This window comes from Xanthomonas sp. NCPPB 3570 (assembly GCF_056725115.1).
The window spans coordinates 3,625,807-3,647,411 of sequence record NZ_CM161513.1 but is presented as its reverse complement, the minus strand read 5'-3'; the positions used below and the strand labels follow the sequence as shown (position 1 = coordinate 3,647,411).

Annotated in this window: 11 protein-coding genes; 8 read left to right on the top strand and 3 right to left on the bottom strand. The window is 70.6% G+C overall.

Features of this window, described 5'->3' with window-relative positions; genetic code table 11:
• Window positions 1-168 precede the first annotated feature (168 nt).
• From AC1PLR_RS15710 to AC1PLR_RS15680, 7 genes are all read left to right on the top strand, one after another.
• A complete protein-coding gene (locus AC1PLR_RS15710) occupies window positions 169-2,925 on the top strand; it encodes a DUF2339 domain-containing protein (protein WP_481101591.1) in 2,757 nt (918 codons plus the stop codon).
• Window positions 2,922-4,286 (top strand): DUF3999 domain-containing protein, encoded by a 1,365-nt coding sequence (locus AC1PLR_RS15705; protein WP_481101590.1) that lies wholly within the window; start codon window positions 2,922-2,924, stop codon window positions 4,284-4,286. The genes AC1PLR_RS15710 and AC1PLR_RS15705 overlap by 4 nt, the downstream gene beginning before the upstream one ends.
• 204 nt (window positions 4,287-4,490) lie before the next feature.
• Window positions 4,491-5,666 (top strand): phosphoglycerate kinase, encoded by a 1,176-nt coding sequence (locus AC1PLR_RS15700; RefSeq protein WP_481101589.1) that lies wholly within the window; start codon window positions 4,491-4,493, stop codon window positions 5,664-5,666.
• Entirely contained in the window at window positions 5,663-6,313 is a 651-nt protein-coding gene (locus tag AC1PLR_RS15695) for an HAD-IA family hydrolase (RefSeq protein ID WP_481101588.1), read from the top strand. Before AC1PLR_RS15700 ends, AC1PLR_RS15695 begins: the two co-directional genes overlap by 4 nt.
• Window positions 6,314-6,557: 244 nt before the next feature.
• Window positions 6,558-8,024 carry a pyruvate kinase gene (pyk, locus tag AC1PLR_RS15690; RefSeq protein WP_010341498.1) on the top strand — a complete coding sequence of 489 codons (1,467 nt, stop codon included), beginning with the start codon at window positions 6,558-6,560 and terminating at the stop codon, window positions 8,022-8,024.
• A gap of 103 nt (window positions 8,025-8,127) precedes the next feature.
• Window positions 8,128-9,537, top strand: coding sequence for an HD-GYP domain-containing protein (locus AC1PLR_RS15685; RefSeq protein WP_481101587.1), 1,410 nt, complete (start codon window positions 8,128-8,130; stop codon window positions 9,535-9,537).
• A 118-nt stretch (window positions 9,538-9,655) separates the two neighbouring features.
• Window positions 9,656-10,660: a class I fructose-bisphosphate aldolase gene (locus tag AC1PLR_RS15680; RefSeq protein ID WP_010341500.1), complete on the top strand. Its 1,005-nt coding sequence runs from the start codon at window positions 9,656-9,658 to the stop codon at window positions 10,658-10,660.
• Between the two features lie 156 nt (window positions 10,661-10,816).
• Here AC1PLR_RS15680 and AC1PLR_RS15675 read toward each other — a convergent pair whose 3' ends face one another.
• Window positions 10,817-11,500 carry a response regulator transcription factor gene (locus AC1PLR_RS15675; protein ID WP_420007636.1) on the bottom strand — a complete coding sequence of 228 codons (684 nt, stop codon included), beginning with the start codon at window positions 11,498-11,500 and terminating at the stop codon, window positions 10,817-10,819.
• 94 nt (window positions 11,501-11,594) lie between these two features.
• On the opposite strand from AC1PLR_RS15675, the gene AC1PLR_RS15670 reads away from it, so the two are divergent.
• Complete coding sequence (locus AC1PLR_RS15670) at window positions 11,595-13,640, top strand: sensor histidine kinase (protein ID WP_420007635.1); 2,046 nt, start codon at window positions 11,595-11,597, stop codon at window positions 13,638-13,640.
• A 175-nt stretch (window positions 13,641-13,815) separates the two neighbouring features.
• Here the strand turns inward: AC1PLR_RS15670 and AC1PLR_RS15665 are convergent, their stop codons facing one another.
• Together AC1PLR_RS15665 and AC1PLR_RS15660 are read right to left on the bottom strand one after the other, a co-directional pair.
• Window positions 13,816-19,815, bottom strand: a complete 6,000-nt coding sequence (locus AC1PLR_RS15665; RefSeq protein ID WP_481101586.1) for an MBG domain-containing protein — start codon at window positions 19,813-19,815, stop codon at window positions 13,816-13,818.
• Between the two features lie 13 nt (window positions 19,816-19,828).
• Window positions 19,829-21,526 (bottom strand): ShlB/FhaC/HecB family hemolysin secretion/activation protein, encoded by a 1,698-nt coding sequence (locus tag AC1PLR_RS15660; RefSeq protein WP_481101585.1) that lies wholly within the window; start codon window positions 21,524-21,526, stop codon window positions 19,829-19,831.
• Between the last annotated feature and the right edge of the window lie 79 nt (window positions 21,527-21,605).

Sequence of the window (21,605 nt, the reverse complement as noted above, 5' to 3'; positions counted from 1 at the left end):
GTGAAGACCGTTCGTCGGAACGCCGAGGCTTGCCCTGCCTGGGCTGCGGCCTCGCCTGTTGGCCGATGCCGGTACCGAACTCGTCTACCATCTGCGCCAGGTCCGGCGCCGCCGGACACCTGGTGCGCGTCACAGGCGCCGCGCCACCGCCGTGGAGATGCGAGTCGAATGGAGATGTTGGTCGTGCTGGTGGTGTTGGCGGTGCTGGCGATGCCGGTGCTGTTGATCGTGGCCCTGGTCGGGCAGTCGCGCCTGCGCCAGCGGCTTGCCGCGCTGGAGGCGCAGGTCGCGCGGATGGCGGCCGCCCCGGTGGCGCCTGCGACGGCCTGGGCCGGTCCTGCGGCCGCGGACGGGGACACGGAATCCGCCGTCGATGCCGAGACGCAGGCCGAGGATGCGCCGAACGAAGTGTCGTCCGAGCCCGCACGTCCGCCCCTTGTCGTGGAGGAGGCTAGCGCGCCGCCGCCACTGCCGCCGCCCTTGCCGACGCCGCAGCACACCAACGATTTCGCGACGCTGGCCGCCGCGGTCGAGCGCGCCGAGCAACAACAGGCGCAAGCGCAAGCGCAAGCGCAGGCGCGCGCCAGCGCCGCGGCCGCGATCGCCGCCCCGCACCGGCCTGACCCGATCGAGCGGTTGGTGAGCGGGGTCAAGCGCTGGTTCACCGAGGGCAACGTGCCGGTGAAGATCGGCATGCTGGTGCTGCTGGCCGGCGTCGCCGCGCTGCTCAAGTACGCCGGCGACCAGGGTTGGCTGCGCATGCCGATCGAGCTGCGCTACGCCGGCATCGCCGCCGCGTCGCTGGCGGGCCTGGCGTTCGGCTGGCGCCAGCGCACGCGCAAGCGCAGCTTCGCGCTGGCCCTGCAGGGCGGGGCGATCGGCGTGTTGCTGCTGACCGTGTTCGCCGCGTTCAAGCTGTCCGGGCTGATCCCGGCCGGGGCGGCGCTGGCGCTGAGCATCGCCCTGGTCGCGGGCATGTGCGTGCTGGCGGTGGCGCAGGAATCGCGCACCCTGGCGGTGCTGGGCACGCTGGCCGGCTTCCTCGCGCCGCTGTGGCTGTCCACCGGCAGCGGCAACCATGTGGCGCTGTTCTCCTACTACGCGCTGCTCAACGCGGCGGTGTTCGCGATCGCCTGGTACCGGCCGTGGCGGGTGCTGAACCTGCTCGGGTTCGGCTTTACCTTCGGCATCGGCACGCTGTGGGGCGTGCTGCAGTACCGGCCGGAGAAGTTCGTCAGCACCGAGCCGTTCCTGCTGCTGTTCTTCGCCTTCTACCTGCTGATCCCGATCCTGTACGCGCGGCGGCAGCAGGCCGCGCGCAGCGCGCTGGTCGACGGCAGCCTGCTGTTCGGCACGCCGCTGATCGCGTTCTCGCTGCAGGCCGGCCTGTTGCGTGGCGAGCGCCTGCCGCTGGCCTTGTGCGCGTTGGCTCTGGCGGCGCTCTATGCGCTGCTGGCCGCGGCGCTGATCCGGCGCGCGCGCTTCGCCCTGCTGGGGCAGGCGTATGCGGTGCTGGCGGTGGGCTTCGCCACGTTGGCGGTGCCGCTGGCGCTGTCGGCGCGGGCCACCGCGAGCGTGTTCGCGCTGGAGGGGGCGGCGCTGGTGTGGCTGGGCCTGCGCCAGCGGCGCTGGCTGCCGCAGCTCAGCGGCGCCGGATTACAGATGGCGGCCGCGTTGGGCTTCACCCTGGGCCTGGATGCGGCGGTGCAGGACAGCCAGGCCGTGGCCAATGCCACCTGCATGAGCGCGCTGCTGCTGGCCCTGGCCGGCTTCGCCAGCGCCTGGTGCTATCGCCGCGCGCGCGCCGCCATGCCGGCGCTGGGCTACTACCTGTGGGGGCTGGCTTGGTGGTGCGGGATCGGCGTCGCCGAGATCCTGCGCTTCGCCGCCGCCGACGCGCGGCCGGACGTGTTGCTGGCCTGGGCGGCGGTCAGCGGCTGGCTCGCGGCCGAAGCGCAGCGGCGCTGGCCGGCGCCGGCGCTGGCCGCGACCACGCTGGGCGGCCTGGCGCTGGCGTTGCCGCTGGCGGCCTGGCAGGCCGATGCGCACGGGCAGCCGTTCGCCGGACATGGCGCCTGGGCCTGGGCGCTGTTCGCGGTGCTCGGCGTGCGCAGCCTGCTGTGCCTGCGCGACAGCGGGGGCGGCGTGGCGCGCGCGGCGCAGTTCGTGTGGTGGTTGGTGTGGCCCACCGTGGTCGGGCTGCTGTGCACCTGGATCGCGCTGCACAGCGACCTCGCCGCCGGCTGGCGCTGGATGCTGTTGCTGGCGCCCTGGTTGCTGGCGACGGCGCTGTCGCTGTGGCGCTGGAACTGGCTGGCGGCGCCGCTGGGCACGGCCTTCGCGCCGTGCCGCAGCGCGCTGCAGAGCACCTACTTCGGGCTGCTCACGGTGGCCTGGCTGTACAGCCTGGGCCTGACCGGCAGCAGCGCGCCGTTGCCCTGGGTGCCGTTGCTCAATCCGCTGGAACTGAGCCAGTTGGCGCTGCTGGTCCTGGGCGTACGCTGGACCCGCAGCCCCGAACTGCCGGCCCTGCTGCGCCCGTGGCGCACCCATCTGCTGGCCACTGCCGGCTTCCTGTGGATCACCAGCGTCACCTTGCATGCGGTGCACTATTGGGCGGCGGTGCCGTGGCCTGGCGTGCTCGGCGATGGCGTGGCGCAGACCAGCCTGACCGTGGTCTGGAGCGTGCTGGGCGTGCTCGGCTGGGTGCTGGGCTCGCGCCGCGGCCAGCGCGGCCTGTGGCTGGCCGGCGCGGTGTTGATGGCGGTGGTGCTGGGCAAGCTGTTGCTGGTGGATCGCGGCAATCTCGGCAACGTCGCCGGCATCGCCTCGTTCATCGCGTACGGGCTGTTGTGTACGGTGGTCGGCTATCTGGCGCCGGCACCGCCGCGCGCCGCCGAACCGGCCGAGGAGGCCATCCCATGATCCGACGTGCGCTGTTTCCGTTGTTGCTGGCCGGGTTGCCGCTGTGCGCGTTCGCCGCCAGCCAGCGCGACGACTACGCCCAGCAGTGGCCGCTGACCCTGCAGGACGCCGATGCCGGCGCCTATCGCGTGCAACTCGACGATGCGGTCTACCGCAGCGCGCAGCGTGCCTCGCTGGGCGATGTGGAGGTGTTCAATGCCGCGGGCGATCCGCTGCCGTCCGCGCTGTTCGCCGCCGAGCAGGCCGAGACCGCGCCGCGCCGGCAGCCATTGCCGTGGTTTCCGTTGCCGGCCGCGCGCGACGGGCGCGCAGCGGACCTGGAACTGATCGCTGAGCGTGACCGCGACGGCAGCGTGCGCCGCATCCAGACCCGCGTGGCGGGCGGCGCCAGCGACGCAGCGGCTGCCGGCTGGCTGGTCGATGCCAGCGCACTGCACGCGCCACTGCGCGCGCTGTCGCTGCAATGGGCCGCCGCCGCGCAGCCGCAGCAGGCCCGCTACCGCGTCGAGGGCAGCGACGATCTGCGCGACTGGGAGGTGGTGGTGGACGAGGCGACCCTGGTCGACCTCAGCAATCAGGGGCACCGCCTGCAGCAGCTGCGCATCCCCATCGGCCGCGAAGTGCGCTATCTGCGCCTGCTGCCGTTGGCCGGTGCCGGCGCGCCGCCGTTGACCGGGGTGGAGGCCGAACTGGCGCCGGCACCGGTCGCCGCCGATTGGCATTGGCAGCAACTGGACGCGGCGAGCAGCGATCCTGCGCAGCACAGCTATGCGTTCGTGTCGCCCGGGCGCTATCCGGTGACGCGCATCGATATCGCCTTGCCCGGCAACAACGCGATCGAATGGCGCGTGCAGAGCCGCGACAGCGCCGAGGCGCCTTGGCAGGATCGCGCCGGTCCGTGGCTGGCCTACCAGGTCGGTGGCGGCAGTCGTTCGCCGCCGCAGGCGCTGACCGCGCCGGTGCGCGACCGCTACTGGCGGCTGCTGGCGGCGCAGGATCCGGGCCGGCAGCGGCCGGCGCTGCGCCTGGGCTACCAGCCGGAAACGCTGGTGTTCCTGGCGCAGGGCGCGCCGCCCTATGCGCTGGCCGCCGGCAGTGCGCGCACCCAGCGTGCGCCGGCGCCGCTGGCCGCCGCATTGCAGGCCCTGCATACCCAGCGCGGGCCGCAATGGACGCCGGCCACCGCCAGCCTCGGCGCGGCGCAACCCTTGGCGGGAGCCGCGGCGCTGCAGGCACCGTCACCGCCGCGCGACTGGAAGACCTGGCTGCTGTGGGCGCTGCTGATCGGCGGCGCGCTGCTGGTGCTCGGTTTCGCGCTGAGCCTGCTGCGCAAACCCGCCGCCGCCGACGGCGCGGGCTGACCCGCAGGACGGCGATCGCGCGCACGCTGCGCCGTGCGCGCGTCAATGCACCGATTTGCCGCTGTGCGGCCGACGCCGGACAATGGGGGTTTCGCCGCTGCGGCGATCGGCCGGCGCTCCTGCACCCGACGTTACGATGCCGACGCCGACACTGCACCGATGGCGCGGTTTTCCCTTTGCAACCCCACGAAAGCGAGCACTTACATGTCCATCCTGCGAATGACCGATCTCGACCTGTCCGGCAAGCGCGTGCTGATCCGGCAAGACCTGAATGTGCCGATCGACAATGGCCTGATCACCTCCGAGCAGCGCATCCTGGCCTCGGTGCCGACGCTCAAGCACGCGCTGGAACAGGGCGCGGCGGTGATGGTGACCTCGCACCTGGGCCGGCCCAAGGAAGGCGTGTGGACCCAGGAGGACTCGCTGGAGCCGGTGGCGATCCGCCTGGCCGCGCTGCTCGGCGTGGACGTGCCGCTGATCCGCGACTGGGTCGATGGCGTGGAGGTGCAGCCGGGGCAGATCGTGCTGCTGGAGAACTGCCGCATGAACGTCGGCGAGGGCAAGGACGACGAGGCGCTGGCGAAGAAGTACGCGGCGCTGTGCGACGTGTTCGTGATGGACGCCTTCGGCACCGCGCACCGCGCGCAGGCCTCCACCCATGGCGTGATCAAGTTCGCGCCGGTCGCCGCCGGCGGCCCGCTGCTGATGGCGGAGCTGGACGCGCTGGCCAAGGCGCTGGAACAGCCGGCCAAGCCGCTGCTGGCGATCGTCGCCGGCAGCAAGGTCTCGACCAAGCTGGAGCTGCTGTCCAACCTGGTGGACAAGGTCGATCAGCTGATCGTCGGCGGCGGCATCGCCAACACTTTCATCGCCGCCGCCGGGCACGCGGTGGGCAAGTCGCTGTGCGAACCGGACCTGCTGGACACCGCGCGCAAGATCGTCGCCGACGCCAACGCGCGCGGCGCGGCGATCCCGCTGCCCAGCGACGTGGTGGTGGCAAAGCAGTTCATGCCCGACGCCGAGGCCACGGTGAAGGCGGTCACCGACGTCGCCGACGACGACCTGATCCTGGACATCGGCCCGCAGACCGCCGCGCACTACGCCGAGCTGATCGCCAAGGCCGGCACCGTGGTCTGGAACGGCCCGGTCGGCGTGTTCGAGTTCGACGCCTTCGGCAAGGGCACCGAGACCCTGGCGCGGGCGATCGCCGCCTCGTCGGCGTTCTCCATCGCCGGCGGTGGCGACACCCTGGCCGCGGTCGACAAGTACGGCATCGCCGAGCAGGTCAGCTACATCTCCACCGGCGGCGGCGCATTCCTGGAGTTCCTGGAAGGCAAGACCCTGCCGGCGGTGGCCGCGCTGCAGGCGCGCGGCGCGTGAGCGCCGCCGACGTCCTGTTCTTCGACCTAGACGGCACCCTGGTCGATTCGGAGGCCGGCATCGTCGGCAGCCTGCGCCATGCCTTCGCCGAACTGGGCCAGCCGCTGCCGACCCCGGCGCAGTTGCGCGCCTGGATCGGCCCGCCGCTGCGCGACAGCTTCCAGCAGCACTTCGGCGGCGATGCGGCACTGGTGGAGCAGGCCTTGACGCTGTACCGCAGCCGCTACGACAGCCACGGCTGGCGCGAGCACACGGTGTTCCCGGACATCGGCGCGGCGGTGGAGACGATCGCCGCGGCCGGCCACCGCCTGGCGGTGGTGACCTCGAAGAACGAGCGCTTCGCGCGGCGCATCGTCGAGCAGTTGCCGTTCGGCGCTCGCTTCGAGGAGATCGTCGGCGCCAGCGACGACGGCGCGCGCCGGGCCAAGCCGGACCTGATCGCCGAGGCGCTGCGGCGGCTCGCGGTCGTGCCGGCGCAATGCCGCATGATCGGCGACCGGCGCATGGACATCGACGGTGCGCGCCACCACGGCATGCGCAGCATCGGCGTGCTGTGGGGCTTCGGCGATGCCGAGGAACTGCGCCAGGCCGGCGCCGATGTGCTGGCGCAGACGCCGACGCAGCTGCCGGCGCTGGTTGCGGCCTGAGTCGCCTGAATGGGCACGTGCGCCGGTGCGTCCGGCGCACATGGCCTTGGCCACGCACGGCGCGTGGCCTGATGTCATCTCATCTGTGGCGCCCGCGGGCCGGCGCTGGTTGGCGCGACATGACCACATACTGTCCCGCATTGTCCGCTTCCTATGCCGGGCCGCGCGTGCGTCTATGCCGAAATGCCATGCTGTGTGAGGGGCGCGTGTGCTAGCTTTGAGCGCTTTTTCCAAGGATGCCATCATGATCGAACGTCAGCGCCGCACCAAGATTCTCGCCACCCTCGGTCCTGCCACCGACCCGCCGGGCGTGCTCGAGGATCTGTTCCGCGCCGGCGTCAACGTGGTGCGGTTGAACTTCAGCCACGGCGATCCGTCGGGCCAGGCCAAGCGCGCCGCCGAAGTGCGCGCCGCCGCGGCCCGCGTCGGTGCCGAGATCGGCATCCTCGCCGACCTGCCGGGCCCGAAGATCCGCATCGAGCGCTTCGCCCAGGGCAAGGTCTCGCTCAAGCTCGGCGACCGCTTCGACCTGATCGCCGACCCCAATGCCGCGCCGGGCGACGCCAGCCAGGTCGGCGTCAGCTACCTGGGCCTGCCGCAGGACGTGGCCCCGGGCGACGTGCTGCTGCTGGACGACGGCCTGATGCAGTTGAAGGTCGTCGAAGTGCAGGGCGAGCGCATCGTCACCAGCGTGCTCAACGACGGCGTGCTGTCCGATCGCAAGGGGCTCAACAAGCAGGGCGGCGGCCTGTCGCTGGGCGCGCTGACCGAGCGTGACAAGGAACTGATCGGCATCGTCGCCAAGATCGGCGTCGACTTCATCGCGGTGTCGTTCTGCCGCAACGCCGAGGACATGAACGAGGCGCGGCGCATCGCCCGCGCGCACGGCTGCGACGCGGCGCTGGTGTCCAAGATCGAGCGCACCGAGGCGATCGAGAACCTCAGCGAGATCGTCGAGGCCTCGGACGTGGTGATGGTCGCGCGCGGCGACCTGGGCGTGGAGATCGGCGACGCCGAGCTGCCGGGCCTGCAGAAGAAGATCATCAAGGAATCGCTGGCGCAGAACAAAGTGGTGATCACCGCCACGCAGATGCTGCAGTCGATGGTGGAGAGCCCGATCCCGACCCGCGCCGAAGTGCTGGACGTGGCCAATTCGGTGATCGACGGCACCGACGCGGTGATGCTGTCGGCCGAGAGCGCCGCCGGCGCCTATCCGATCCGCGCGGTCGAGGCGATGGCGCGCATCTGCCTGGGCGCCGAGCGCCAGTTCGAGACCGAGACCGACTTCGGCATGGCCCCGCGCAACCTCGAGCGCGCCGACCAGGCCATCGCCATGGCCACGATGTTCCTGTCCCAGCACGTGGGCGTGCGCGCGATCGTGGCGATGACCGAATCCGGCGGCACCCCGCGCTACCTGTCGCGTTTCCGCGCCAAGGCGCCGATCTTCGCGGTGACCCGCCACGACGGCGCGCGCCGGCACATGGCGATGATGCGCGACGTGTTCCCGATCAACTTCGACAGCCGCGGCCTGACCCCGCGCGAGGCCGCGCGCGGCGCGATCCGCGTGCTGGTCGAGGCCGGCCTGCTGGCGCCGGGCGACCGCGTGGTGTTCACCAGCGGCGAGCACATGGAAACCCACGGCGCGACCAACACCCTGCGCCTGCTCGAGGTCGGCCCGGACGGCCGCGCCAGCGGCCTGGGCGAGCTCTGAAGGACGCGGCGCGGCGGTTTCGGCCGCCGCGCCGTCGGCAACACCTGTTCGATCGCGCATGGAACGGCGCGGCGCCCCCGTTCCCTGATCGTGCGACACCCCCATGACGTCCCCAAGCGCGCACGCCGAACTCGGGCTGGACCTGCCCGAACGCCCCGGCACGCATTGCCTTGAACACCTGATCCAGGCCTCGGCCACGCGCGAGCTGGTGGTCACCGAAGACATCCGCGACCGCCGCGGCATTCTGCTGGTCGCCAAGGGCCAGCGCATCAACGCCGGGCTGCGCGAGCGCCTGATCGCGCGGCGCCTGCTGCGTCCGCTCGAATCCTCGCTGGCGTTCTGCGAGGAGCTGCGCCCGAGCGAAGTGCAACTGGCCGCGCAGCGCGAACTGGACGAACACCCGCACCTGCGCCAGTTGCTGGGCGACCAGGTGTCGCCGGTGCTGGCCACGCTGGCCCGCGCCCGCACGCTGGGCGCGCCCGGCACCTTGCTGACCACCCTCGGCCAGACCCGGCCGGCTGCGTTCTCGCACGCGGTGCGGGTGGCGATGCTGGTGGCCTGGCTGGCGGCGCTGCTGTCGCGCTCGGACGCGGCCATGCGCGAGGCCGCTGAGGTCGGCCTGCTGCACGATCTCGGCGAGATGTACGTGGATCCGGCGGTGCTGGAATTGCCGGAGGCGCAGCAGGATTTCGCGCAGTGGCGCATGCATTGCGTGCATCCGGTGATCAGCGCCGCGCTGCTCGGCGAATCCGGCGTGTATTCGGCGCAGCAGGCCGCCGCCGCGCGCGAGCATCATGAGCGCATCGATGGTTCCGGCTACCCGGTCGGTGCGTCGGTACTCTCGCCCCTGGGCCGATTGATCTCCTGCGCCGAAGCGCTGGATGGCTTGTTCGAGCGCGAGCGGGGCCATGCGCAGGCGCTGGCGCGGATGCGCATCGCGCTGCGCGTGGTGCCCGGACAGTTCCCGCGCGAGGTGGTCGACCTGCTGAGCGAGCGCCTGCGCGACTGCGCGCCGGAGCCGGCGTCGACGCACGATCCGCAGCATCTGCGCGAAGGGGTGGCGGCCTTGCTCGACGGCCTGGAGCGGGCGCGCGACGAAGCCCTGCGCCTGCAGCGCGGCGGCGACCTGCGCGAGGACGAACGCGCGGCCCTGCAGCATCTGCTGCTGTTGATCGTCGGCTACATCATGGCCATCCACGACTCCGGCGCCGGCAAGATGGTCGAGCAACTGCCGTGGCTGATCGCCGCGCCGGAGGCGGCCGAGGAAGTCGATCGCGTCTGTTGCGAACTGCGCTGGCAGTTGCCGGGGTTGCGCCGCCATGCCGCGTTGCTGGCGCACCGCCGCGCGCGCAGCGCCGAGGACTGGCAGCCGTTGCTCGATGCGCTCGACATCGCGTTGCCGGCCGCGCAGGACGCGCCCGCGCAGGCGCCGTCCGCGGACGCAGCACCGCTCAAGACAGCGCAAGGCGATGCGCATGTGCAGTGCGACGCGATGACGGATGCGCTTGCCTGAAGTGCCGGGAACCTGCGCGGTCTACGCCTGTAACCGCTTGCAATGCCGGCGGTAACGGAATGCATGCAGGCCGGCCCGGTATACTGGGGGTTCCCCCGTTGCAGCCATCAGGAACCGTATGAGCATCGAACAGCTTGCCGAAACCGCACAGGCAATGGTCGCCCCGGGCAAGGGCATCATCGCGATCGACGAATCCACCAGCACCATCGCCAAGCGCTTCGCCGGCGTGGGCATCGAGAATGTCGAAGAGAACCGCCGTGCCTACCGCGAGCTGCTGCTGACCACGCCGAAGCTGAGCGACCACATTTCCGGCGCGATCCTGTACGACGAGACCATCCGCCAGAAGACCAAGGATGGCGTGCCGTTCGCCAAGTACATGGCCGAGCACGGCATCATCCCCGGCATCAAGGTCGACAAGGGCACGCATCCGCTGGCCGGCATGCCGGGCGAACTGATCACCGAAGGCCTGGACGGCCTGCGCGCGCGCCTGGAGGAGTACTACAAGCTCGGCGCACGCTTCGCCAAGTGGCGTGCGGTCATCACCATCGGCGAGGACATCCCGTCCGGCGTGTGCATCGAGACCAACGCGCATGCGCTGGCCCGCTATGCCGCGCTGTGCCAGGAGCAGGGCCTGGTGCCGATGGTCGAGCCGGAAGTGCTGATGGACGGCGACCACGACATCGAGACCTGCTACGAAGTGACCGAAGCCACCCTGCGTTCGCTGTTCGGCGCGCTGTACGAGCAGAACGTGGTCTTGGAAGGCACCATCCTCAAGGCCTCGATGGTCATCGCCGGCAAGGACTGCGACGAGCAGGCCAGCGTCGAGGAAGTGGCCGAGTCCACCGTGATGTGCCTCAAGAGCACCGTGCCGGCGATCCTGCCGGGCATCGTGTTCCTGTCCGGCGGCCAGACCGACGAGCAGTCCACCGCGCACCTCAACGCGATGAACCAGCTCGGCAACCTGCCGTGGCCGCTGAGCTTCTCCTACGGCCGCGCCATGCAGCAGGCCGCGCTGAAGCTGTGGGCGCAGGACATGAAGGGCAATTTCGCCAAGGCGCAGCAGGTGGTGTACGAGCGCGCCAAGGAAAACGGCCTGGCCGCGCTGGGCAAGTGGCAGGGCTGAGTGCCCTGACACCGCTTACGAAGAACGCCGGCATTGCCGGCGTTTTTCGTTTTGGGGTCCATCGTCTTGCGGATGCCCGCATAGGCATTGCCGCATCGCGGATGCAGTCTCCGGGGGGCGCATAAAACATAGGCCACGCGCCGCGCAGCATTGTGCTCAGGGTGCCAACGCCGCCGGCGCGTGGAAGCGATAGCCACTGTTGCGCAAGGTCTTCACCGGCAGCGGGCGCCCACTGATCTCCTCCACGCGGCGCCGCAAGCGGTACATCTGCGTGTCCAGCCGGCGCCGGTCGTACTCGAGGAAGTTCACCCCCAGCGCGTCGGCGATCTCGCGGTGGCCCACGCTCTCGCCGGCATGGCGCATCAGGCACGCCAGCACCAGCAGATCCTGGCGCGACAGCGGCACCGGCGGTGCGTTGGGCACGTTCAGGCGGGCGGCGGCCAATTCCAGCACCCAGCGCGCCGCCGGTGGCGGCAGCGCCAGGCGGCGGCCGAGCGCGGCCAGGGTCGCGGCCAGCTCGTCCAGGTCGATGCCCTTGCCCAGATAGTGATCCGCGCCGAACTCCAGCCCGGCGATGCGATCGCTGGCGGTATTGCGCGCGCTGAACACCACGATGCCCAGCCGATGACCGGCGCGGCGCAGCTCGCGGATCAACTCCAGGCCGCTGCCATCGGGAAGGCCCACGTCGATGACGGCCATGGTGTGGCGCGCCGGATCGAATCGTTGCCGGAAGCCGGCGATGCTGTCCACGCAGACGGCGATATAGCCCAGATCCTGCAGGAACTCGCCGAGTTCCTCGCACAGCACCGGCTCGTCCTCGAGCAGGATCACTTCGGACATGGAGTCGCGTCCTCGCGCAGGGCGGTTTGCTGTAACGTCATCGGCTGGCAACGGTGCGGTATGGCGAATGATGGCGCAATGGTGGCGCTGGCTGGTGAGCGCATGGCTCGTGGCGGCAATGGGCGTGTGCGTGGCCGCCGAGCCGGCGCCATCCCCGGCCGCGGCGCTGCCGCTGAGTTCCGCGCACCACGATGCGAGCGGATACTTGCAGCGCCTGGACGATCCGCACGGCCGACTCGACGCCACGCAGGCCGCCGCTGCGGGCGGCTGGACGCGGCTGCCCGCCGGCCTCAACGCGGGATTCGCCGACGGTGCCGTGTGGCTGCGTCTGCCTGTTCATGTCGAAAGTGTACCGCCGGGCGGTTGGATGCTGCGATTGAGCAATGCCTTGCTCGATGACGTGCAGGCCTATGTGCGTCCCACCGGTGGCGCCTGGCAGGCGCTCGGGGAGAGCGGCGAGCGCCTGCCGCGACGCGAATGGCCGGTGGATTACCGCAGCCCGGTCTTCCAGTTTGCGCCAACGCATGCGGGCGATTACGAGGTGCTGCTGCGGTTGCGCAGCAAGAACGCGATGGTCACCCGTCTGGACGTGTGGCAACGGCTGCCGTTCGACAACCAGTCGCGGCGCGAAGGACTGCAGTTCGGCCTGTATTTCGGCTTCTACCTGCTGCTGCTATGCCTGCACGTGCTGTTCTGGCTCGCCACGCGCGCGCGCATGAGTGGCCTGTTCGTGGCCTACCTTGGCGGCTGCGTGCTCAACGAGGCATTGTCGATCGGCCTGGTACAGCAGGTCACCGGCATGCCGATGGCGTGGAGCGACACGCTGCTGGGCATCAGCATCGCCTGCAGCCTGCCGGTGGGATTCCAGGTCGCCTGCCGGCAACTGAACCTGCGCGCCTTTCATCCGCAACTGGTGCGCTGGGGCACGCGCGCGCTGTGGTCGGTCGCGCTTGCCGGCGCGGTGGCCGTGCTCGCCGGCCACTACGCCTGGGGCATGCAACCGGTGCAGGCGCTGGGCCTGCTGGAGATCCTGCTGCTGGCGGGGCTGGGGCTGCACCTGCTGTGGCGCCGCTATCGGCCGGCGCGGTTCTTCGTGCTCGCGTTCTTTCCGTTCTACCTCGGGGTGATGCTGGGGTTCCTGCGCAACCTCGGCTTCGTCCCGGTCAATGCCTGGACCCAGTACGCCACCACGTTCGGCACCATGCTGCACATGACGCTGCTGAGCGTGGCCCTCATCGGCCGTTACGAGCGGCAGCGCCGGCTGCGCGAACGGCGGCACGCCGATGCCGCGGTGAAGCTGGCGCGCAGGCACGGCCAGGCGCTGGAGCACGAAGTGACGCTGCGCACCGCCGAGTTGCGCAACGAGATCAACCGGCGGCAGGCGCTGGAGGACGACTTGCGCGCCTTGCTGCAGACCGAACGCCAGGTCGCGCAGGACCAACGCGATTTCGTCGCGATGGTGTCGCACGAGTTCCGCACGCCCCTGGCGGTGATCATGACGTCGGCGCAGCAGCTGGCGCGCAAGCTGGATGCGCCGCCGGAACGCAACCGCGCGCGGTGCGGCAACATCCGCGATGCCGCGCAACGGCTGCTGGCGCTGGTGGACGAGTATCTCGCCGACGACCGCATGGGCGAGGCGGCATCGGAACTGCGGCTGCGGCCGTGTGCGCTGCGCACGCTGCTGGAGGAGTTGTGCCGGGATTTTCCGCCGCAGCGCGTGGTCTGCGAGATCCTCACCGACGACGACGGCCTGCTCACCGATGCCGGGCTGTTGCGCGTGGCATTGCGCAATCTGATCGCCAATGCCGACCGCCATTGCCCAGAGGACATGGCCATCCGCGTGCGCGTGCGCAGCACTGGCGAAGGCCTGCGGCTGGAGGTCGCCAACCCCGGCCAAGGCATTGCGCCCGCCGAACAGGCGCGGCTGTTCCAGAAGTACTACCGCGGCGAGAACGCGCAGGATGCGCCGGGCGCGGGGCTCGGCCTGTATCTGGTCCGGCGGATCGCGGAGCGGCTTGGCGGCTCGGTGCAGCTGGCCACGCAGGCGCCGGACGAATCGGTCTGCTTCGTGTTGCTGCTGCCGCGTCGGCCGGATGGACAGCGCGCGTTGCCGCGGTTGCCGCCGCCAAGCGATGGCTGATCTATGCGCACGCGCGTCTCTCGATGCGCGGCCTGCGCCCGCAGCAAAAACGACCGGGCGCGGCTGCGCCCGGTCTCACGATCGTAGAGCGCCTGGCGCGGCCGCCTTGGCCGGCGAGGAAGGCAGCGCGGTGACCTGACGACACCGCCGCGCGGTGCCGTCAGGTGGTTCCCGGTTACTGCCGGATGATGCAGCTGTCCGCGGAGGCGTCCGACGCGCCCGGGCTGCAGGCGACGGCCGGGGCGCGAATGCCGCCGTCGACGATCAGGATCGAGTCGGTGGCGGCCGTCACCGTACCGCTGCTGCCGGTGCGTGCCGCGGCGGCCAGCTCCCGCGCCGTTTCGTCGGCCTGTTGCGGACTCGCCTCGGGCGTGCTGCCTGCATCGCTGGTCACGGTGGCGGCGGCGACCGAGGTATTGATCGCCTGCACGGTCGTGGTGGGCAACTGGATGCCGCTACCGCCGCCATCGCCGCTGCCGGCGACCACGTTCAACAGACCATCGACATAGGTGATGGCGTAGTTGGACAGCCCTGCACCGGTGGCGCCGGAGGCGGTGATGGCGTAGTTACCGACCGCCGCGCCGCTGCCGGCGCCGTCGCTATTCAGGGCGACGCCGGAAACGGTGTCGCTGTTGAGCAGGCCGGAGACGCGGTAGCCGGTCAGGGTGGCGGTACTGCCGACGGTCTTGCTGGCGTCGCTGGCGACGATGCGTAGGTTGGCCGGATCAACGCGCAGGCTGCCATCGACGTAGCTGATGACGTAGTTGGACAGCCCTGCGCCGCTGGCGCCGGAGGCGGTGATGGCGTAGTTGCCCACCGCGGCACCGGCGCCGGCGCCCGCACTGCCCAGCGCTACGCCGGAGACGGTGTCGCCGTTGCGCAGACCGGCGACGCTGTAGCCGCTGAGGGTGGCGGTGCCGCCGTAGGTCTTGCTGGCGTCGCTGGCGACGATGCGCAGGGTGGCCGGATCGACGCGCAGGCTGCCATCGACGTAGGTGATGACGTAGTTGGACAGCCCTGCGCCGCTGGCGCCGGACGCGGTGATGGCGTAGTTGCCCACTGCGGCACCGGCGCCGGCGCCCGCACTGCCCAGAGCCACGCCGGAGACGGTGTCGCCGTTGAGCAGACCGGCGACGCTGTAGCCGCTGAGGGTGGCGGTGCCGCCGTAGGTCTTGCTGGCGTCGCTGGCGACGATGCGCAGCGTGGCCGGATCGACGCGCAGGCTGCCGTCGACATAGGTGATGACGTAGTTGGACAGCCCTGCGCCGGTGGCGCCGGAGGCGGTGATGGCGTAGTTGCCCACCGCGGCGCCGCTGCCCGCGCCCGCGCTGCTCAGCGCGACGCCGGACACCGTGTCGTTGCCGAACAGGCCCGCGACGTTGTAGCCGCTGAGGTTGGCGGTGCCGCCGTAGGTCTTGGAGCCGGAGGTCGCCGTCACCGTCAGCGTCGCCGGGGTGATGGCGATGCCGCCGGAGACCACGTAGCCGATGTCGTAGCCCTGCTGCGAGGACGCCAGGCCACCGATCTGCAGCGTGCCGTTGCCGGTGGTGTAGCTGCCGACGCCATTGCCGGCGGTCGCGTAGCGCAGCGACGATCCGAACAGCAGGCTGGGGTCGAAGGCGCCGCCGACCGTGTAGGACGCGAGCGTACCGCTGACGCCGTTGCCGTCGTAGGTCTTGTCGAGGCCGGAGACGCTGCTGCTGATCGTCAGCGGGGTCAGGAAGCTGCGCAGCAGCGGCGTGCCCATGTGTTCGTACAGGCGCCAGGTCAGGCCGGTACCGCCGCGATCGTCGATCGCCCAGCCGGCATCGGTGAAGGTGGAGAGCGTGTTCAGCGCGCTCCACGACCTGCCGCCGCTGATCGCGTCGATGGTGCCGACGCTGTTGCCTGCCGTGTTCAGACCCACGTTCCGCGGATTGCCGCCCATGTCGGTGGCGAAGAAGCTGGCGACGATGCTGCCGTTGGAATTGGAGCCGACCAGGCCGCCGACCGCGCCAGTGCCGGAAACGTTGCCGGTGGCGTAGGAGTTGCGCACGGTGTTGTTGTAGTTGACGCCGACCAGTCCGCCGACATACGCCGTGCCGGTGGCATCGCCGCTGGCGTAGGTGTTGGCGATGGTGCCGTTGTCGTTGTAGCCGGCCAGCCCGGCGACATACATGCTGCCGGATACGTTGCCGGTGGCGTAGGCATTGCCGATGGCGCCGCCGTCGTTGTAGCCGATCAGCCCGCCGAGGTAGTTGGTCCCGGACACGGCGCCGGTGGCGTAGGACGCGCTCACGCTGCCGGTGTCGCTGTAGCCGACCAGTCCGCCGACGAAGCTGCCGCCGGAGACGGTGCCGGTGGCATGGGTCGACGCGAGGCTGCCGTGGTCCAGGGTCCCCACCAGGCCGCCGATCTCGGACGAGGTGCCGATCACCCCGCCGGTCGCATAGGCCGTGTCGATCGCGGCGGAACTGCGTCCGACCAGGCCGCCGATGCTCTGGGTTCCCGATACGTTGCCGCTGGCATACGCGTTCTGGATGCTGCCGGCGCCGGCCATGCCGACCAGGCCGCCAGCGCTCGAGGTGGTCGCGGTGACATTGCCGGTGGCGTGGACGTTCTGCAGGGTGCTCTGGATAGCGTTGCCGATCAGTCCGCCGACGTTGTTGCCGGTGGTGGTGCTGGTGCTGCTGACGTTGCCGGTGGCGAAGGCGTTGGTATAGCTGCCCTGGTAGTCGTTGCCGACCAGGCCGCCGACGCTGCTGCCGCCGGACACCGTGCTCGACGAGGACGAGGCGCTGATCGTGCCGTTGGCATTGCTGCCGATCAGCCCGCCGACATAGTTGCCGCTGTAGGGGCCGCCGCTGCCGACCACGCTGCCGCTGGTCTGCACGCCGGCGATCGTCCCGGCGTTGTTGTAGCCGGCCAGGCCGCCGATGAAGTTGCCGGTGCCGCTCATGCTGCCGTTGACGCGGATGCCGCTGAGGGTGCCGGCATTGAAGCCGGCGATGCCGCCCACGTATGCGGTACCGGTGACAGTGGCGCCGGTCAGGGCGAGATTGCCGATCTGGCTGGCGGCGCCGGTATTGCCGAACAGGCCGACGTAGGACGCGCCGCTGCGGGCGATGGTGAGCCCGGAGATCGTGCGGTTCGCGCCGTTGAGGCTGCCGGTGAAGGCGTTGTTGCTGTCGCCGACCGGGCTGAAGCCGGCGCTGCTCCACATGCCGCTGGCGTTGCTGCCGGCGGTCTGGCTGGCATCGATGTCGGCGGACAGGCTGTAGTTGGCCGCCATGTTGTACGCCATCAGCTGCAACTGGTGCGCGTTGCCGATGATGGTGCTGTACTCGCTGGCCAGGAACGGGCGCGTCTGCCCTTCGATCATGATCCAGGCCGGGTTGCCGTTGCCGTCGCTGGCGACATAGACATTGCTGGTGCCGGCGAGCAGCGCCCAGGTGCCGAGATTGCCGTACGTGGCGTGGTTGTAGCGGTTGCCGCTGCCGAAGCTGGTCAGGTTGGTGGCGCTGCCGCCGCCGCCGCTGCTGATGGCATTGGCCTGGCCGGTACTGCCGACGTCCCACGACGCATTGCTGACGCTGCCCGCATTGGAGCCGATCAACCCACCGACATTGTTGGTGCCGCTGACCGCGCCAGTGGCGTAGCTGTTGCTGACGCTGGCGGAGGTGACGGCCGCGCCCCCCGGATTGTTGACGCCCACCAGTCCGCCGACCGAGGTCGGCGCGGTGACGCTGCCGGTGGCGTAGGTATTGGCGATGGTGCTCTGGTAGTTCATGCCGACCAGCCCGCCGACCATGGAACTGGTACCGATGACGCTGCCGCTGGCATAGCTGTTCTTGATCGTGCCGGCGTTCTGGTTGGTTCCGGCCAGCCCGCCGACATAGCTGGTGCCGCTCACGTTGCTGGTGGAGTACGTGTTGGTGAGGCTGCCGCCGTCGTTGTAGCCGACCAGGCCGCCGGTGTTGGAGGAACTGCCGAGCACGCTGCCTGTGCTGTGGCTGTTGCGGATCGTGCCGCTGACGTTGTTGCCCACCAAGCCGCCGACCGCGCTTTGGCCGTTGACGCTGCCGGCGAACGCGCTGCCGTCGATCAAGCCCAGGTTGTAGCCGGTCACTCCGCCAACGCCGCCCGAGGTTCCGGTCACGCTGCCGTCGACGGTGACGTTCTTGATCGCGCCCTGGCCGTAGCCGACCAGGCCGCCGACGTAATAGCCGCCGGAGATGGACACATTGCCCAGGTGCAGGTCGCGGATGACGCTGTTGCTGCTGGTGGTGCCGAACAGGCCGACGTAGCCGCTGGCGCCGGAGATGGTCAGGTTGTTGATGCTGTGGCCCAGGCCGGCCAGCTTGCTTTGGAAGGAGGAGACCAGGGCGCTGCTGCGGGTGACGCCGCTCAGGTCGATGTCCTGGGCCAGTGCGTAGGAGCCAGGGGTGCTGAAATAGGTGGCCGCGTCGGCCAGCGAGTGGATCAGCCGGTACGCCTGTCCGTTGATGCTCAGGCTGGCATGCGCGCCTCCGAGCGAGACGGGGGTGTTGACGTAGTAGTCGCCCGTGCCGCCGACGGTGCCGTTGTCGGTGTAGCCGCCGTAGTTCAGGACCAGGCCGGCCGTGTCGCCGGTCGCGGTGACGGCCGCATTGAGGTGGATGCTGTGGTACGCGTCCAGGGTCAGCGTGGAGTTGCCGCTCCAGCCGATCGCCGCATTGACGTTGATGTCGCCGCTGCCGTTGCTCACGTTGCCCGGACCGCTGGCGTTGGTGATGGAGGCGATCAGGCTGACGTTGGTGCCGCCGTTCAACGCGCCGCTGATGGTGCTGGCGGCCGCGCTGTCCACGGTCAGGTCTTCCGGGTCGACCAGCCAGGTGCCGGCGCTGCCGGGGCCGGCGCCCTTGGCGCCGACGGCGATGCCGGAAAAATCGACGGTGTGGCCGCTGGTTTCGAGCAGGCCGCCGTTGCCGCTGCCGGCGGCGTCGGCATGCAGCGCACCGTGCACCGCGGTGTGGCCGTCGGACCAGACCACGATCGAGCCGCCGTTGCCCTGGCCGGTCGCGCTGGCGTCGAGCGTCGCGCCGCTGGCGACGGTGGCCGCGCTGGCGTGTTGCAACTGTTCGCCGCCCTGGTAGCCGCCGCCGATGCGGATGCTGCCGCCGGCCGCGCTGCCGCGGGCATCGATGCGGCCAGCGACGTTCACCGCGCCATCGGACAGCAGTTGCACGCTACCGCCCTGCGTACCGGAGACATCGATGCGGCCGCTGCTGGCCACGTCGCCGCCGCTGCCGATCAGGCGCACGCTGCCGCCGGAGGTGTCGATGCCGGTGGCTTCGAGCGTGCCGGTATTGTTGACCAGCAACTGCGACAACCCGGTGCTGCCGGCCTGCAGCAGGATCTGCCCGCCATTGGCGCGCAGGGTGCCGCTGTTCTCCACCGTTGCCGCGGCGCCGTCCACCGACTGGCTGGCGGCCGCGACCACCTGCATGCCGATCGCGCCGGCCGCGTCCATGGTCACCTTGACCTGGTCAGCGGACAGCAGGCGGATGGCGCCGCCGTCGGCGGTGATGCTGCCGCGGTTGTCGACATGGTTGCCGACCAGGTTCACCGAGCCGCCGTTGCCGGCGTTGATGCTGCCCTGGTTGACCACGCTGGCAGCGCCATGGTCGCCGCGTGCGAGCAGGTAGCCGTGCGCGTCGTCGCCGGCCAGGCCCAGCGAACTGGCGACCAGGCCGCCGACGTTCACCTGCGCGTGGTTGCCGAACAGGATGCCGGCGGAGTTGATCAGGAACACGTTGCCGTTGGCGCGCAGGCTGCCGTCGATGACGCTGGCGCCGCGGCTGGCGTCGATCAGGTTGAGCGCCACCGCCGAGCTGGACGGCTGCACGAACACCACGCTGGCGTCCTTGCCGACGTTGAAGCTGTTCCAGTTCAGCACCGCCTTGGCGGCGTTCTGGTCGATCTGCAGCGTGCCGCCGTTCTGCGACACGGTGGCGCCGGTGGCGCTGGACAGCGACGGCACGCCGCTGGCGTAGGCCGGTGCAGCCAGTGCACAGGCCAGGGCGAAGGGCAGCAGCGGCGCGGCCAGGCGCGCCACGCCGGAGCCGGTCGCGCCGACGTGGCCGGCGGCGACTTCGGAAGCGACCTGGAGCACGCCGAGGTGGCGATTGAAGACGAGGCGGTAGATGCGGTTCATTGGGATCCCCAGGTCAGAAGGTCAGGCCGAAGCGGGCCCAGTAGCGCACATCCTTGCCGTCGCCCGGCTTGGTGGTGCCGGTGGGCTTGGCCGCGGCCACATCGAACGAGAGCCCGTACCAGTCGGGCAGCCGGAAGCTGAGGCCGACGCCGGCTCCCTCGAAGGTGGTGACGCTGTCGTACACCGCGCGGTTGGCGCCGTTCGGGTAGACCCGGCCGTAGTCGTAGAACACGCTGGCGGTCAGCAGCTGGCCCCAGGCGCGGCCGCCGAACGGCGAGGCGGCGCTGGCGAAGCCCGGTGCGTCCACCTGGTACTCCAGGCCGGAATCGAAGCCGCGGTCGCCGAGCGCGGCGCCGAGCGGGAAGGCGCGCACGCTGGTCGGTCCGCCCAGCGAGAACTGTTCCAGCGGGGTCAGGGTGTCGTCGCTGTACTGGCCGTTGACGCGCAGCTGCAGCCGCTGCGTGGCGGTCAGCCCCTGCAGCCGGGTGTAGCTCAGGCGCGCGACGGTGAAGTGGCGGTCGTGGCGGGCGTACAGGTAGTCGGTCTGCGGCGAATCGTCGTCGAGCGCGCCGCGCACGCTGAGCTGCAGCAGGTCGATGGCGTGGAGCCGGCGGTCGTCGTGGCGCACGCTGGTGCCGAGTTCGGCCACGTCGAATTTCTGCTTGGACAACAGCACGCCCAGGCCCTGCAGGCGCGAGCTTTCCTTGACCAGGTGCAGCCAGCTCTGCACGCGCCAGGCATCGGAATTGACGAACTTCCAGTCCAGGCCCAGCGCGCTCTGCTGGGTCGGGCCCTGGATGTCGAGCGCGGCGAACGCGCCGTTTTCGAGGTTGACCACGCTGCGCGTGTACGACGCGCTGGCGCTGAGGCCGTCGACGCCGGCGATCGGCACCTGGTAGGCGAGGCTGCCCTGCCAGGTATTGGCCGGATCCAGCGCATAGGCGTAGCTGGCGGACAGGTGGTCGCCCAGGCCCAGCGGGTTGTTCCAGTCCACACCCACCTGGGCGCGGTAGCGGCCGATGCTCGGGGTGCCGTAGTTGCTGGCGCCGACGCTGACCTGCAGCGGCCGCTCCTCGCGCGCCTGGATCACCACGTCGGTCTCGCCGGGGTTGGCGCCGGGCTTGAGCACGGAGGTGGCGGAAACGCCGGGCAGGTCGCGGGCATACAGCAGCGCCGACTGCAGATCCTGCTGACGCAGGATCTGGCCCTGCAGGGCCAGGGCAGGGCTGGCGATCAGGCGGTCGTCGTAGCGGCGCGCGCCCTCGACGGTGATCTTGCCGACCCGGCCCTCGACCACGCGGATCTCGACCACCTGGTCCGGCCCCAGGGTCTGCACCGGCAGATACGCGCGGGCGACCAGGAAGCCGGCGTCGCGATAGGCCTGGGTCAGCGTGTCGGCGATCTGCTGCAGCTGCGCGAAGCTGAGCCGGGCCGGCAGCGTGCCGCCGCCGAGCGCGCGCAGGCGGGCGTCGGCCAGGGCCTGCAGGCGCGCCGGGTCGATCCGCTCGCGCGGATGCGCGCCGACCCCGGTCACCCGGATCGCCTGCACTGCGATCGGCGCCGCCGCGTCGGTGGTGGTGCCGGCGGCCGCGGCGGCCTCCTGGGCAAGTGCCGTCGCGCAGGTCAGGGTCAAGGCCAGGCCGGCGGCCCACGGGAGCGCAAACAGCGCATTCGCCAGCGTGCTTGGGCGCGGGCGGCAGGAGATCGTCATGATGTTAAGGCGGCGTTAGGATTGAGGCTCGCGCACTGTAGCCTTCCCGCCGCAGACCAATCTGAGCAAATCTGAGCGC